Origin of the sequence: Pseudomonas sp. ANT_H4 (assembly GCF_008369295.1) — a bacterium.
Lineage (GTDB): Bacteria > Pseudomonadota > Gammaproteobacteria > Pseudomonadales > Pseudomonadaceae > Aquipseudomonas.
In genome coordinates, this window is record NZ_VOBG01000002.1 from 237,256 (window position 1) to 252,540 (window position 15,285).

General features: G+C 60.3%; 13 protein-coding genes and 1 other RNA gene. All 14 read left to right on the forward strand.

Going from position 1 to position 15,285, the window contains the following annotated elements; genetic code table 11:
• The first annotated feature begins 185 nt into the window (after window positions 1-185).
• Window positions 186-1,091 (forward strand): 16S rRNA (cytidine(1402)-2'-O)-methyltransferase, encoded by a 906-nt coding sequence (rsmI, locus tag FQ182_RS03735; protein WP_178114381.1) that lies wholly within the window; start codon window positions 186-188, stop codon window positions 1,089-1,091.
• A 94-nt stretch (window positions 1,092-1,185) separates the two neighbouring features.
• Window positions 1,186-1,539: RNase P RNA component class A (gene rnpB, locus FQ182_RS03740), an RNA gene on the forward strand.
• 355 nt (window positions 1,540-1,894) lie between these two features.
• Window positions 1,895-2,350: a division/cell wall cluster transcriptional repressor MraZ gene (gene mraZ, locus FQ182_RS03745; RefSeq protein WP_003171868.1), complete on the forward strand. Its 456-nt coding sequence runs from the start codon at window positions 1,895-1,897 to the stop codon at window positions 2,348-2,350.
• Complete coding sequence (gene rsmH / locus FQ182_RS03750) at window positions 2,347-3,294, forward strand: 16S rRNA (cytosine(1402)-N(4))-methyltransferase RsmH (RefSeq protein WP_371923849.1); 948 nt, start codon at window positions 2,347-2,349, stop codon at window positions 3,292-3,294. The genes mraZ and rsmH overlap by 4 nt, the downstream gene beginning before the upstream one ends.
• Window positions 3,291-3,584: a cell division protein FtsL gene (ftsL, locus tag FQ182_RS03755; RefSeq protein WP_133099829.1), complete on the forward strand. Its 294-nt coding sequence runs from the start codon at window positions 3,291-3,293 to the stop codon at window positions 3,582-3,584. Before rsmH ends, ftsL begins: the two co-directional genes overlap by 4 nt.
• The gene (locus FQ182_RS03760; protein ID WP_178114386.1) at window positions 3,584-5,326 is read left to right on the forward strand and encodes a penicillin-binding protein 2; all 1,743 of its coding nucleotides are present in this window, start codon (window positions 3,584-3,586) and stop codon (window positions 5,324-5,326) included. Before ftsL ends, FQ182_RS03760 begins: the two co-directional genes overlap by 1 nt.
• A complete protein-coding gene (locus FQ182_RS03765; RefSeq protein WP_149410927.1) occupies window positions 5,326-6,789 on the forward strand; it encodes a UDP-N-acetylmuramoyl-L-alanyl-D-glutamate--2,6-diaminopimelate ligase in 1,464 nt (487 codons plus the stop codon). Before FQ182_RS03760 ends, FQ182_RS03765 begins: the two co-directional genes overlap by 1 nt.
• Window positions 6,782-8,152 (forward strand): UDP-N-acetylmuramoyl-tripeptide--D-alanyl-D-alanine ligase, encoded by a 1,371-nt coding sequence (gene murF / locus FQ182_RS03770; RefSeq protein WP_149410928.1) that lies wholly within the window; start codon window positions 6,782-6,784, stop codon window positions 8,150-8,152. Before FQ182_RS03765 ends, murF begins: the two co-directional genes overlap by 8 nt.
• Window positions 8,152-9,234, forward strand: coding sequence for a phospho-N-acetylmuramoyl-pentapeptide-transferase (gene mraY, locus FQ182_RS03775; protein ID WP_133099825.1), 1,083 nt, complete (start codon window positions 8,152-8,154; stop codon window positions 9,232-9,234). The genes murF and mraY overlap by 1 nt, the downstream gene beginning before the upstream one ends.
• Before the next feature lie 5 nt (window positions 9,235-9,239).
• Window positions 9,240-10,586: a UDP-N-acetylmuramoyl-L-alanine--D-glutamate ligase gene (gene murD, locus FQ182_RS03780; RefSeq protein WP_149410929.1), complete on the forward strand. Its 1,347-nt coding sequence runs from the start codon at window positions 9,240-9,242 to the stop codon at window positions 10,584-10,586.
• Entirely contained in the window at window positions 10,583-11,806 is a 1,224-nt protein-coding gene (gene ftsW, locus FQ182_RS03785) for a putative lipid II flippase FtsW (protein WP_149410930.1), read from the forward strand. The genes murD and ftsW overlap by 4 nt, the downstream gene beginning before the upstream one ends.
• Window positions 11,796-12,866 carry an undecaprenyldiphospho-muramoylpentapeptide beta-N-acetylglucosaminyltransferase gene (murG, locus tag FQ182_RS03790; RefSeq protein ID WP_149410931.1) on the forward strand — a complete coding sequence of 357 codons (1,071 nt, stop codon included), beginning with the start codon at window positions 11,796-11,798 and terminating at the stop codon, window positions 12,864-12,866. Before ftsW ends, murG begins: the two co-directional genes overlap by 11 nt.
• On the forward strand, window positions 12,859-14,316 hold the full coding sequence (gene murC, locus FQ182_RS03795) for a UDP-N-acetylmuramate--L-alanine ligase (RefSeq protein WP_149410932.1): 1,458 nt from the start codon (window positions 12,859-12,861) through the stop codon (window positions 14,314-14,316). Before murG ends, murC begins: the two co-directional genes overlap by 8 nt.
• Window positions 14,313-15,281 carry a D-alanine--D-alanine ligase gene (locus tag FQ182_RS03800; RefSeq protein ID WP_149410933.1) on the forward strand — a complete coding sequence of 323 codons (969 nt, stop codon included), beginning with the start codon at window positions 14,313-14,315 and terminating at the stop codon, window positions 15,279-15,281. The genes murC and FQ182_RS03800 overlap by 4 nt, the downstream gene beginning before the upstream one ends.
• Window positions 15,282-15,285: the final 4 nt, after the last annotated feature.

Genomic DNA, 15,285 nt, shown 5'->3' on the forward strand with positions numbered 1-15,285 from the left:
TAAGTGTTCCTGATACCGATCAAATTAGCGTGGAATTGTACCCAAGCACTGGCCGGGGCGCGATGTTACTGGCGTGAAACCGTCTATTTAGATCGTGTAAATATTGCCGGGCACTACCAAAGTCAACAAACAGGCCGGCCGCGAGCGATCCCGGTGGCGCATTTTTTTGACGTCTACGCGCTACAATGTGGCTTTTGCCAATCATCGAGGTGTGCGCTTTGACTGCTCCAGGTCCTTTGAATTCCACTGCTGGCTCGCTTTTTGTGGTGGCGACGCCCATTGGCAATCTGGACGACATCAGTGCACGGGCATTGAAAGTGTTGCGTGAAGCCAAACTGATTGCCGCTGAAGATACTCGCCACTCCCTGCGTTTAATGCAGCATTTCGGTATTTCCACACCGCTTGCGGCTTGCCATGAGCACAACGAGCGTGAGGAGGGTAGCCGCTTTATCACCCGACTGCTGGCTGGCGATGATGTGGCGCTGATCTCCGATGCCGGCACGCCGTTGATCTCCGATCCTGGCTACCACCTGGTGCGTCAGGCGCGGGCTGCTGGTATCAATGTAGTGCCTGTTCCGGGAGCGTGCGCGCTGATTGCGGCATTGTCTGCGGCCGGTTTGCCGTCGGACCGCTTTATCTTTGAAGGCTTTCTGCCGGCTAAGGCCGTAGGGCGACGGGCGCGTCTTGAATTGTTGAAGGAAGAGCCGCGCACCCTGATCTTCTATGAAGCCCCACACCGCATTCTTGAATGCCTGCAAGATATGGAGCTGGTGTTTGGTGGTGAGCGCTTGGCGTTGCTGGCACGGGAGCTGACCAAGACTTTCGAAACCCTCAAGGGCCTGCCGTTGGAAGCGTTGCGCGCGTTTGTCGAGGGTGACAGTAACCAGCAGCGCGGCGAATGCGTGGTGCTGGTGGCGGGTTGGTCGGCACCGGAAAGCGAAGATGCTGTCGGTAGCGAGGCGATGCGGGTCCTGGATTTGCTGCTTAAAGAGATGCCCCTCAAGCGTGCAGCCGCCCTGGCGGCGGAAATTACCGGCGTGCGCAAGAATGTGCTTTATCAAGCCGCGCTCGATAAGCAGAAGAGTGAATAGTTCCGCCGTTTAACCTGCGATACGTCGGAAGATGATGGCACTGCTGGCTTTAAAGCTTGTTCTGAAGGGCCCGTGCCGTTAATCTTCGCGGCGGAGAGTCGATTGGACAGTCGCTGCCCTCTATGAAAATTAGGGGGGGGAGGAAAGTCCGGGCTCCATAGGGCGAAGTGCCAGGTAATGCCTGGGAGGCGTGAGCCTACGGAAAGTGCCACAGAAAATAACCGCCTAAGTACTTCGGTGCCGGTAAGGGTGAAAAGGTGCGGTAAGAGCGCACCGCACGACTGGCAACAGTTCGTGGCTAGGTAAACCCCACTTGGAGCAAGACCAAATAGGGTTCCAAGGCGTGGCCCGCGCTGGAACCGGGTAGGTTGCTAAAGATGTCCAGTGATGGCCATCGTAGACGAATGACTGTTCAAGACAGAACCCGGCTTATAGATCGACTCTCCACCTTTTTCCCCTCTGTCCGACTCTCGGGCAGAAACCTGGTAGTAACGCAAGAATCCCTCCCTGCCAAATCGTTGGCAGATGCGTCTTCGTAATACCGAAAAAATCTTACTCTTAATAAATTACTTTAACTTCAATCTCTAGTTCTTTGAGTCACTTGTGGTTGTTGAGTCAAAACCGCCTTGGAACTCTCGTTTCTCTTCCTTTTACCTTCCTAAATCTCCGTTCTGTAAGGCTTTTCCTTTAATCCGCGCCTTGACGGTGTGGTAGGCGCATTCCTATAGTGTGCGCAAGTGGCGGAAAGTGGCACAAAGTGGGTTTTTTGAACGTAAAACGCTAAAAATGGGAGAAGCGCATCTGTGTTTCGCGGAGCTAACGCTATCAGTCTCGATGCAAAAGGCCGTCTCGCTATGCCGAGCCGGTATCGTGACGAGCTTATTTCGCGAAGTTCCGGACAGTTAATCATCACTATCGATGCCGTTGACCCTTGTTTGTGCGTTTACCCACTCGACGAGTGGGAACTGATTGAAACCAAGTTGCGTGCCCTGCCTTCATTGCGTGAAGAAAACCGCCGTCTGCAACGTTTGCTGATTGGTAATGCCGTCGACCTTGAGCTCGATGGCAGTGGTCGTTTCCTGGTCCCACCGCGTCTGCGCGAATACGCCAAGCTGGATAAGCGCGCAATGCTGGTAGGCCAACTGAACAAGTTCCAATTGTGGGACGAGGATGCCTGGGATGCTGTTTCTGCAGCGGACCTGGCTGCTATTCAACAACCGGGCGCCATGCCTGATGAACTGCGTGATTTGATCCTGTGACTATTGATAGCGGCTTTAACCACATCACCGTACTGCTTGACGAAGCCGTCCAGGCTCTCGCCGTACGCCCTGATGGTTGCTATTTAGATGGCACATTCGGGCGTGGCGGGCACAGCCGCTTGATACTCAGTCAGCTCGGTTCCGACGGGAAACTCCTCGGGTTCGACAAAGACCCTCAAGCGATTGCCACCGGGCAAGCGCTAGCGGCCGAAGACGGCCGCTTTGTCGTTGTGCAGCGCAGTTTTGCCGAGCTCGGTGCGGAAGTCGCTGAGCGTGGCATGGCAGGTAAGCTGGCCGGGGTCCTGCTGGACCTGGGCGTGTCGTCTCCACAGCTGGACGACCCTGAGCGCGGCTTCAGTTTCATGAACGACGGCCCGCTGGACATGCGCATGGACCCGACCCGTGGTGTCAGCGCCGCGCAGTTCATCGCCACCGCTCCAGTGGAAGAAATCGCCCGTGTGTTCAAGGAGTACGGTGAAGAGCGTTTCTCCGGTCGCATGGCCCGCGCCGTGGCCGAGCGCCGGGTAATCCAACCGTTCGAACGCACCGCCGACCTGGCCGAAGTGCTGAAAGTTGCCAACCCTGCGTGGGAAAAGGGCAAGAACCCGGCCACCCGCGCTTTCCAGGGGCTGCGCATTCACGTCAACAACGAATTGGGCGATCTGGAGACCGGCCTCGAAGCTGCTCTGGAATCCCTGGAAGTGGGTGGTCGCCTGGTGGTGATCAGCTTCCACTCCCTGGAAGACCGTATCGTCAAGCTGTTCATGCGTCGTCTGGTCAAGGGCGAAACCGATAACCTGCCGCGCAACCTGCCGGTACGTTTCGAAGCCTTTGTGCCGAAAATAAAAATCCATGGCAAAGCGCAGTTCGCCTCCGAAGCCGAACTCAAGGCCAACCCACGTGCTCGCAGCGCTGTCATGCGCGTCGCGGAGAAGCTGCGGTGAGCAAGCTCTTCGCCAAGCCCCTTCCGGGCGGCAGCTTCTTTATGTTGCTGCTGTTTATCGGCGTGCTGGTGTCCGCGATTGCGGTGTCCTATAGCGCCCACTGGAACCGCCAATTGCTTAACTCCCTGTACGGGGAGTTAAGCGTTCGCGACAAGGCGCAGGCAGAGTGGGGCCGGTTGATTCTTGAGCAAAGCACCTGGACGGCCCACAGCCGGATCGAAGTGCTGGCCGCCGAACAGCTGAAGATGCGCATTCCGGGCGCTGCAGAAGTTCGCATGGTGGCGCCATGATGAAACTCGAAGGCGCACTCTACCCATGGCGTTTCCGTGTGGTGCTGGGTTTGCTGGCACTGATGGTCGGCGCGATTGTCTGGCGCATTGTCGACCTGCAAGTGGTAGATCGCGACTTCCTGATCGGTCAGGGCGATGCCCGCAGCCTGCGTCATATTCCGATTCCTGCGCACCGCGGGCTGATTACCGACCGCAACGGCGAGCCTCTGGCCGTTAGTACGCCGGTGACCACCTTGTGGGCTAACGCCAAGGAACTGCAAGTCGCCAAGGACAAATGGCCGGAACTGGCCACCGCCCTGGGCCAGGACCCGAAAGCCCTGAAGGAACGCCTGGAAGCCCAGGCCAATAAAGAATTCATCTACCTTGTTCGAGGGCTGACCCCTGAGCAAGGTCAGCAGGTGCTCGACCTGAAAATCCCTGGTGTCTATGGCATCGAGGAGTTTCGGCGTTTCTATCCGGCCGGTGAAACCACTGCCCATATGGTTGGCTTCACCGACATTGATGACCACGGCCGCGAAGGCGTGGAACTGGCCTACGATGAATGGCTGGCCGGGGTCCCCGGCAAAAGACAGGTCATCAAGGATCGGCGCGGCAGACTGATCAAGGATGTCCAGGTCACCAAAAACGCCAAGGCCGGTAAGCCCTTGGCGTTGTCGATTGACCTGCGCCTGCAATACTTGGCCAACCGCGAGCTGCGTAACGCCATCATCGAGAACGGCGCCAAGGCCGGCAGCCTGGTGATCATGGACGTGAAGACCGGCGAGATCCTCGCCATGGTCAACCAGCCGACCTACAACCCCAACAACCGTCGCAACCTGCAACCGGCGATGATGCGCAATCGCGCCATGATTGACGTGTTCGAGCCGGGCTCGACCATGAAAGCTATCTCCATGAGTGCCGCTCTGGAAACCGGACGCTGGAAGCCCAGCGACAAGGTCGAGGTTTATCCGGGCACCCTGCAGTTGGGCAAGTACACCATTCGTGACGTGTCCCGCACCGAAGGTCCGGTACTGGACTTGACCGGCATCCTGATCAACTCCAGTAACGTCGGCATGAGCAAGGTCGCCTTCGATATTGGCGGTGAAGCCATTTACCACCTGGCCCAGAAGGTCGGCCTCGGTCAACCTACCGGCCTGGACTTCCCGGGTGAGCGCGTCGGTAACCTGCCGAACTACCGCGAATGGCGCAAGGCCGAGACCGCCACGCTGTCCTACGGCTACGGACTGTCGGTGACGGCGATCCAGTTGGCCCATGCCTTTGCCGTGTTGGCCAACAACGGCCGCATGGTGCCGCTGAGCCTAATCCATGTCGACGAAGCGCCAAAGGCGACTCAGGTCATCCCGGAAAACGTCGCCAAGACCATACAAGGCATGCTGCAACAAGTGATCGAGGCGCCGCGCGGTGTGTTCCGTGCCCAGGTACCGGCGTATCACGTGGCCGGCAAGTCCGGTACCGCCCGTAAAACTTCGGTCGGCATCAAGGGCTACGCAGAAAACTCTTATCGCTCGCTGTTCGCTGGCTTCGGCCCCATGAGCGACCCGCGCTACGCCATCGTTGTGGTCATCGACGAACCGAGCAAGGCCGGCTACTTCGGTGGCCTGGTCTCGGCACCGGTATTCAGCAAAGTGATGTCCGGCACCCTGCGCCTGATGAACATCACGCCGGATAATCTGCCGCCTACTCAACAAGCGAACGCCGGACCACCGGCCGCTGCTGTAAAAGCCAATGGAGGGCGCGGCTGATGTCTCTTAGCCTGAACAAAATTTTTGCCCACGCTGGCCGCGATCTGCTGATTCGCGAATTGACTTTGGACAGCCGTAACGTACGTGCCGGCGACCTGTTCCTGGCGGTGCCAGGCGGCAAGTTCGACGGCCGCTCCCATATCGCCGACGCCTTGCAGCGTGGTGCGGCAGCAGTGGCCTATGAAGTCGATGGTACTACCGTACTGCCAATTACCGATGTGCCCTTGATTCCGGTCAAGGGCCTGGCGGCGCAGCTGTCGGATATCGCCGGACGCTTTTATGGCGACCCGAGCCGTACCCTGAACCTGATTGGTGTCACCGGTACCAACGGCAAGACCAGCGTGACCCAATTGGTCGCCCAGGCTCTAGACCTGCTAGGCCAGCACTGCGGCATTGTCGGTACCCTGGGCACTGGTTTTTATGGCGCGCTGCAAAGCGGCCTGCACACCACGCCCAACCCGATTGCCGTCCAGGCGACCCTCGCCGACCTGAAAAAGGCCGGTGCCAAGGCGGTTGCCATGGAAGTATCGTCCCACGGCCTGGATCAGGGCCGGGTCACCGCCCTGGCCTTCGACGTGGCGGTGATGACGAACCTGTCTCGCGATCACCTGGATTACCACGGCACCATGGAGGCTTACGCTGATGCCAAGGCCAAGCTGTTTGCCTGGAATGACCTGAAGTGCCGGGTAGTCAATCTGGATGATGAATTCGGTCGGCGGTTGGCAGCACAAAAAAGTGAAGCACGCCTGATCAGCTACAGCTTGGAAGATTCCAGCGCGTACCTTTATTGCCGCGAAGCCCGGTTTGACGACGAAGGCGTGCGCGCCACGCTGGTGACGCCTCAGGGTGAGCACCACTTGCGCAGCACCTTGCTGGGTCGCTTCAACCTGAGCAATGTCCTCGCTGCCATCGGCGCCTTGCTCGGTCTGGATTACGCCCTGGACGAAATCCTGCGAGTGCTGCCCAAGCTCGAAGGGCCAATTGGTCGCATGCAGCGCCTCGGCGGCGGCACGCAGCCGTTGGTGGTGGTCGATTACGCTCACACTCCCGATGCCCTGGAAAAAGTCCTGCTGGCCCTGCGCCCCCACGCCAAGGGCAAGTTGCTGTGCCTGTTCGGCTGTGGCGGTGACCGCGATCGCGGCAAGCGCCCATTGATGGCCGAAGTGGTGGAGCGTTTGGCCGATGGCGTGCTCGTCACCGACGACAACCCGCGCAGCGAAGCACCGAGCCAGATTTTCGACGATATCCGCGAAGGATTTGTCGACGTCGCGAAAGTGACCTTTGTTGCCGGCCGCGGCGCCGCCATCGCCCAACTGATTGCCAGCGCCGGCGCTGACGATGTGGTGGTGCTCGCCGGTAAAGGCCACGAGGATTACCAGGAAATCAACGGCGAACGCCATGCCTTCTCCGATCTGGTAGAAGCCGATCACGCCTTGACTGCGTGGGAGGTGGCCCATGCTTAAAGCGCTCAAACTCAGCGAACTTACCCAGATTTTGTCGGCTCGTGTGCTGTCGGCCGATTGCAGCTTTGACGGCGTCAGCATCGACAGCCGGGCGATCAAGCCTGGGCAACTGTTCGTCGCCTTGGCCGGTCCTCGCTTCGACGGCCATGATTACTTGAATGACGTTGCTGCCAAAGGCGCTGTCGGCGCCCTGGTACAACATGAAGTCGCTGATTCGATGCTGCCGCAGTTGCTGGTGGCCGACACTCGTCTGGCCTTGGGCCAACTGGGTGACCTGAACCGCGCCGCCTTCGGCAATCCTGTCGCGGCCATTACCGGCTCCAGCGGCAAGACCACCGTCAAGGAACTGCTGGCCGGCATCCTGCGCACGCGCGGGCCAGTACTGGCCACTCGTGGCAACCTGAACAATGATTTCGGCGTCCCGCTGACCCTGCTCGAACTGGCCCCGGAACACACGGCGGCGGTGATCGAGTTGGGGGCTTCGCGCCTTGGCGAAATCGCCTACACCGTGGCCATGACCCGGCCCCATGTCGCCGTGATCAACAATGCGGGCACTGCCCACGTTGGCGAGTTCGGCGGCCCGGAGAAAATCGTCGAGGCCAAGGGTGAAATTCTTGAAGGCCTGGATGCTTCCGGCACCGCGGTGCTGAACCTTGATGACAAGGCTTTTGAGATCTGGCGTGTACGCGCCGCCGGTCGCAAGGTCTTGAGCTTCTCGGTGCGTAATGCCGCCGCCGATTTTCACGCATCAGGTATCACCGTCGACGCACGGGGCTGCCCGGCTTTCACCTTGCATAGCCCGCAAGGCGATGAACACGTGCAGTTGAATCTGCTGGGCAACCACAACGTCGCCAACGCACTGGCCGCTGCTGCTGCCGCTTACGTATTGGGCGTCTCGCTGTTCGGTATTGCTACCGGCCTTGGCGCGGTGCAACCGGTCAAGGGCCGCACCGTTGCGCAGTTGGCAACTAACGGCATGCGCGTCATTGATGACACCTACAACGCCAACCAGTCCTCGATCTGTGCCGCCATCGACCTGCTGACCGGCTTCGAGGGTCGCAAGGTGCTGGTTCTTGGCGATATCGCCGAACTGGGCGACTGGGCTGAACAAGCTCACCGCGAAGTCGGCGCTTATGCCGCAGGCAAAGTGGATGCGCTGTACGCCGTGGGATCGAACATGGCCTACGCCGTGAACGCCTTCGGGCCGGGCGCGCAGCACTTCGCTACTCAGGCCGAGCTGATCCAGGCGCTGAACGCCGCAGAACAAGACAAACACACCACTATTTTGATCAAGGGATCGCGCAGCGCGGTGATGGAAAACGTCGTCGCGGCCTTGTGTGGCTCAAGTATGGAGAAACATTAATGCTGCTGCTGCTGGCTGAGTATCTGCAACAGTTCCATAAAGGCTTCGCGGTCTTTCAGTACCTGACCCTGCGCGGGATTCTCGGGGTGCTGACCGCGCTGTCGTTGTCGCTGTGCCTGGGGCCCTGGATGATTCGCACCCTGCAAAGCCTGCAGATTGGCCAGTCGGTCCGTAGCGACGGCCCTCAGTCGCACCTGGCCAAGTCCGGCACTCCGACCATGGGCGGCGCTCTGATCCTCTCGTCCATTGGCATCAGCACCCTGCTGTGGGCTGACCTACATAACCGCTACGTCTGGGTGGTGCTGCTGGTGACCCTGCTGTTTGGCGCCATCGGCTGGGTCGATGACTATCGCAAGGTGATCGAGAAGAACTCCAAGGGGCTGCCAAGCCGCTGGAAGTATTTCTGGCAATCGGTGTTCGGTCTCGGCGCGGCGATCTTCCTTTACATGACCGCACCAAGCGCGGTGGAAACCACACTGATCCTGCCGATGCTCAAGGACATCAGCATTCCCTTGGGCGCAGGCTTCGTGGTGCTGACCTACTTCGTGATTGTCGGCTCCAGCAACGCAGTCAACCTGACTGACGGCCTCGACGGCCTGGCGATCATGCCGACGGTGATGGTGGGCGGCGCCCTGGGCATCTTCTGCTACCTGTCGGGTAACGTGAAATTTGCTGAATACCTGCTGATCCCATATGTCCCGGGGGCCGGTGAGCTGATTGTGTTCTGCGGCGCGCTGATCGGCGCCGGCCTGGGCTTCCTGTGGTTCAACACTTACCCGGCACAAGTCTTCATGGGCGACGTCGGCGCACTGGCGCTGGGCGCCGCACTGGGCACCATCGCTGTGATCGTCCGTCAGGAAATCGTCCTGTTCATCATGGGCGGTGTCTTCGTAATGGAAACCTTGTCAGTAGTGATCCAGGTGGCCTCCTTCAAGTTGACCGGTCGCCGTGTGTTTCGCATGGCGCCGATTCACCACCACTTTGAACTCAAGGGCTGGCCTGAGCCGCGTGTGATTGTCCGTTTCTGGATCATCACCGTGATTCTCGTACTGGTCGGCCTTGCCACCCTGAAGCTGAGGTAGAACGAGTGTCTCTGATCGCTTCTGACCACTTCCGCATCGTTGTCGGCCTCGGCAAGAGCGGCATGTCCCTGGTTCGCTTCCTGGCGAACCGGGGCACGTCGTTTGCCGTGGCCGATACGCGGGAAAATCCACCGGAGCTGGTCACGCTGCGCCGTGACTACCCGCACGTGGAAGTGCGTTGTGGCGAACTGGATGTCGAGTTTCTCTGCCGTGCCGACGAACTCTACGTGAGCCCCGGCCTGGCGTTGGCGACTCCAGCCCTACAAGCGGCAGCGGCCCGTGGCGTGAAGCTGTCCGGCGATATCGAGCTGTTCGCGCGTAACGCGAAGGCACCGATCGTGGCCATCAGCGGTTCCAACGCCAAGAGCACTGTTACCACCCTCGTCGGCGAAATGGCGGCTGCGGCCGGCAAGCGTGTGGCCGTGGGCGGCAACCTTGGCACCCCGGCGCTGGACTTGCTCAGCGACGACGTCGAGCTGTACGTGATGGAGTTGTCGAGCTTCCAGCTGGAAACCACCGACCAACTGGGCGCCGAAGTGGCCACCGTGTTGAACGTCAGTGAAGACCACATGGACCGCTACAGCGGACTGCCGGCGTATCACCTGGCCAAGCACCGGATCTTCCGTGGTGCGCGGCAAGTGGTGGTCAACCGCCAGGATGCCCTGAGCCGTCCGCTGATTGGCGAAGGTTTGCCGTGCTGGACCTTTGGTTTGAGCAAGCCGGACTTCAAGGCTTTCGGCCTGCGGGAAGAGAATGGCGAGAAATACCTGGCCTTCGAATTCCAGAACCTGATGCCGGTGCGTGAGTTGAAAATTCGTGGCGCCCATAACCAGTCCAATGCTCTGGCGGCGCTGGCCCTGGGGCATGCCGTCGGTTTGCCGTTCGACGCCATGCTCGAAAGCCTGCGCACCTTCACCGGTCTCGAACACCGCTGCCAGTGGGTTCGCGACCTGGATGGCGTGAGCTACTACAACGATTCCAAGGCCACCAACGTCGGTGCCGCACTGGCCGCCATCGAAGGCCTGGGTGCTGATATCGAAGGCAAGCTGGTGCTGATCGCCGGCGGCGACGGCAAGGGTGCCGACTTCAAGGACCTCAAGGCTCCGGTGGCTGCTCATTGCCGCGCCGTCGTCCTGATGGGCCGTGATTCGGACCTGATCGCCACTGCCCTGGGCGAAGCGGTGCCACAGGTTCGCGCGCAATCCCTGGATGACGCCATCGCCCAATGCCGAGCCCTTGCTCAGCCGGGTGATGCAGTGTTGCTGTCGCCAGCGTGCGCCAGTTTCGACATGTTCAAGAACTACGAAGAGCGCGGCCAGTTGTTCGCCCGCGCCGTGGAGGCCTTGGCATGACGCTCGATCTGCGCAACATCATCAAGCCATACCCGTCGCCGCTCATTACCGGGCGTGGCATTGATCTCGACTTCCCAATGCTCGTCGGGTGCCTGGCGTTGCTGGGCCTTGGCCTGGTGATGATCACTTCGGCGTCCTCGGAAGTGGCCGCCGTTCAGTCGGGCAACACCCTGTACCACATGCTCCGCCACCTGATTTACCTGGTGATCGGTTTGGGCGCGTGCATCGTCACCATGATGATCCCCATCGCCACCTGGCAACGCCTGGGCTGGCTGATGCTGATCGGTGCCTTCGGCTTGTTGGTGATGGTGATCGTCCCCGGCATTGGCCGCGAAGTGAACGGTTCGATGCGCTGGATCGGTTTCGGTGCGTTTAACGTGCAGCCGTCGGAAATCGCCAAGGTGTTCGTGGTGATCTACCTCGCCGGCTACCTGGTGCGGCGACAGAAGGAAGTGCGCGAAAGCTGGATGGGCTTCTTCAAGCCCTTCATCGTGCTGCTGCCCATGGCCGGCCTGTTGCTGATGGAGCCGGACTTCGGTGCCACCGTGGTGATGATGGGTGCGGCGGCGGCGATGCTGTTCCTGGGTGGAGTGGGCTTGTTCCGCTTTGCCTTGATGGTCGGGCTGGCAGTAGCGGCGGTGACGATCTTGGTTCAGGCGCAACCCTACCGGATGGCCCGTCTGATCACCTTTACCGACCCCTGGTCCGACCAGTTCGGCTCCGGCTACCAGTTGACCCAGGCCTTGATCGCCTTCGGTCGCGGCGAGTGGCTGGGCGTGGGCCTGGGCAACAGCGTGCAGAAACAGTTCTACCTGCCGGAAGCCCACACCGACTTCGTATTCTCGGTCTTGGCCGAAGAGCTGGGCGTGGTTGGCTCCCTGGCTACCGTCGCACTGTTCGTCTTCGTCTGCGTGCGGGCCATGTACATCGGCCTGTGGGCCGAGAAAGCCAAACAGTATTTCGCCGCTTATGTGGCGTACGGGCTGGCGTTCCTGTGGATCGGCCAGTTCCTGATCAACATCGGCGTGAACGTCGGCCTGTTGCCAACCAAAGGTCTGACGCTGCCGTTCCTCAGTTATGGCGGTAGTTCGCTGGTTATTTGCTGCGCCTGTCTGGGCTTGTTGCTGCGTATCGAGTGGGAGAGTCGAACCCATTTGGGCAGTGAGGAGATGGAGTTCAGCGAAAGCGACTTTGCCGAGGAGCCGACCCATGGGCGCTAACGTGCTGATCATGGCGGGCGGCACCGGCGGCCACGTGTTTCCGGCGCTGGCCTGTGCCCGTGAATTCCAGTCGCGCGGTTACAGCGTGCATTGGTTGGGGACCCCGCGCGGGATTGAAAATGAATTGGTACCCAATGCCGGGTTACCGCTGCATTTGATCAACGTCACCGGCCTGCGGGGCAAGGGCAAATTGTCCCTGCTCAAGGCGCCGTTTGTGTTGCTTAAGGCCGTATGGCAAGCACGCAAGGTGATCCGTGAATTGAAACCGGTCTGCGTGTTGGGCTTTGGCGGTTATGTGACGGGGCCTGGTGGTGTCGCGGCCAAGCTCGCTGGCGTGCCGGTGATCGTCCACGAACAGAACGCCGTCGCCGGGACTGCAAATCGCCTGTTGGTGCCGTTGGCTGCTCGGGTCTGCGAAGCGTTCCCCAATACCTTTGCTGCATCGGACAAACGCCGCACCACCGGCAACCCAGTACGTACCGAACTGTTTATGGAAATCTCCCGTCAGGCCCTGGCCGGGCGCAAGGTACATCTGCTGATCCTGGGCGGAAGCCTGGGGGCCGAGCCGCTGAATAAATTGCTGCCTGAAGCCCTGTCGCAGCTCCCGGTGGAACTGCGTCCCGAGGTCTTCCATCAGGCGGGCAAGAATCACGATGAAGTGACCGCTGGGCGTTACCGCGATGCAGGTGTCGAGGCCAACGTACAGCCTTTCATCAAAGACATGGCCCAAGCCTATGGCTGGGCCGACCTGGTGGTCTGTCGCGCAGGTGCGTTGACCGTCAGTGAACTGGCTGCCGCCGGTCTGCCGTCCTTGCTGGTGCCTTTGCCCCACGCCATCGACGATCACCAGACCCGCAACGCCGAATATTTGGCCGGGGAGGGCGCTGCCTTCCTGCTGCCGCAAAGAACGACTGGCGCCGCCGAATTGGCCGCACGCCTGACCGAGGTTTTGATGCAACCGGAACGACTCAATAGCATGGCGAGCACCGCAAGCCGCCTGGCCAAACCTGATGCAACCCGCAACGTGGTCGATATCTGCCTGGAGGTGGCCCATGGTTGAGAATCAAAAAGCCATGCCGCAACCGGAAATGCGCCGCATCCGTCGCATCCATTTCGTGGGCATCGGCGGCGTGGGCATGTGCGGGATTGCCGAGGTGCTGTTGAACCTGGGCTACCAGGTGTCCGGTTCCGACCTGAAAACTTCGCCGGTCACTGAGCGCCTGAAGTCTTTCGGTGCGCAGATTTTTATCGGCCACCGTGCCGAAAACGCCACCAATGCCGATGTGCTGGTGGTGTCCAGCGCTGTGAACACTTCCAACCCGGAAGTGGCCGCCGCCCTTGAGCGCCGCATTCCCGTGGTGCCTCGCGCCGAGATGCTGGCCGAGCTGATGCGCTACCGCCACGGCATCGCCGTCGCCGGTACTCACGGCAAGACCACCACCACCAGCTTGATGGCCTCGGTATTCGCCGCTGGCGGCCTGGACCCGACTTTCGTGATCGGTGGCCGGCTGAATGCAGCAGGCACCAATGCACAGTTGGGTACCAGTCGCTACCTGATTGCCGAAGCCGATGAAAGCGACGCCAGCTTCCTGCACCTGCAGCCGTTGGTGGCCGTGGTCACCAACATCGACGCCGATCACATGGCGACTTACGACGGCGACTTCAACAAACTGAAGAAAACCTTCGTTGAGTTCCTCCACAACCTGCCGTTCTACGGTTTGGCGGTGGTGTGCCTGGACGATCCGGTGGTGCGCGAGATCCTGCCGCTGGTCAAGCGTCCGACCTTGACCTACGGCTTCAGCGAAGACGCCGACGTGCGCGCCATCAATGTGCGCCAGCAAGGCATGCAGACCTTCTTCACCGTGCTGCGCCCTGATCGCGAGCCGCTGGACGTGTCGGTGAACATGCCTGGTAACCACAACGTGCTCAACTCCCTGGCAACCATCTGCATCGCCAGCGATGAGGGTGTCAGCGATGAAGCCATCGTCGAAGGCCTGTCGTGCTTTGAAGGTGTGGGCCGGCGTTTCCAAGTCTACGGCGAGTTGCCGGTGGAAGGCGGCAACGTGATGCTGGTGGACGACTACGGTCACCACCCAACCGAAGTCGCCGCTGTGATCAAGGCCGTGCGTGGTGGCTGGCCGGAACGCCGCCTGGTGATGGTCTACCAGCCGCACCGTTACAGCCGTACCCGCGACCTGTACGACGACTTCGTCAATGTATTGGCCGATGCCAACGTACTGCTGCTGATGGAAGTCTATCCGGCCGGTGAAGAACCGATCCCTGGTGCCGACAGCCGCAAGCTGTGCAACAGCATTCGTCAGCGCGGGCAACTGGACCCGATCTACATCGAGCGCGGTGTCGACCTGGCGCCTATCGTCAAGCCGCTGCTGCGTGCTGGTGACATCCTGCTGTGCCAGGGCGCCGGTGATATCGGCGGCCTTGCCCCTAAATTGCTCGCCAGCCCGCTGTTTGCCGGCGCCGTGGCCGCACCACAGGGGAAGTCGAAATGACTACTGACTACGGCTCCCTGTTCTCCACCATCAAGCCAGCGGACTTTGGTCGTGTGGCTGTGCTGTTCGGCGGCAAGAGCGCTGAGCGTGAAGTGTCCCTCAAGTCCGGCAATGCCGTGCTGGAGGCGCTGCTCAGTGCTGGCGTGAACGCGTTCGGTATCGACGTGGGCGACGACTTCATGTCGCGCCTGCAGGCCGAAAAGGTTGATCGCGCCTTCATCATTCTTCACGGCCGTGGCGGTGAAGACGGCAGCATGCAGGGCCTGCTGGAGTGCCTGGGTATTCCTTACACCGGCAGCGGCATTCTTGCTTCGGCGCTGGCCATGGACAAGCTGCGCACCAAGCAAGTGTGGCACAGCCTGGGCATTCCGACGCCGCGTCACAGTGTTCTGCGTAGCGAAGAAGATTGTATTTGTGCAGCCAAGGAACTGGGCCTGCCTTTGATCGTCAAACCAGCCCATGAAGGTTCCAGTATCGGCATGGCTAAAGTGAACTCAGCCGCCGAATTGATTGACGCATGGAAAGCGGCCAGTACCTACGACTCGCAAGTGTTGGTGGAACAGTGGATCTGCGGTCCCGAATTCACCATCGCGACTCTTCGTGACCAGGTATTGCCGCCTATCGCATTGGGCACGCCCCACACCTTTTACGACTACGACGCCAAGTACCTGGCTTCCGATACCCAGTACCGGATTCCGTGTGGCCTCGATGCAACCAAGGAACAGCAATTGATGGACCTCACGGCGAAAGCCTGTGAGGCGCTGGGTATCGCCGGTTGGGCGCGGGCAGACGTGATGCAAGATGACCAAGGGAACTTCTGGTTCCTCGAAGTCAATACCGCACCAGGGATGACCGATCACAGCCTGGTACCCATGGCAGCTCGTGCGGCCGGATTGGATTTCCAGCAGTTGGTGCTGGCCATTCTGGCCGCCAGTGTCGCCAGTAACGAAGAGCCGAGAGATTAAGACC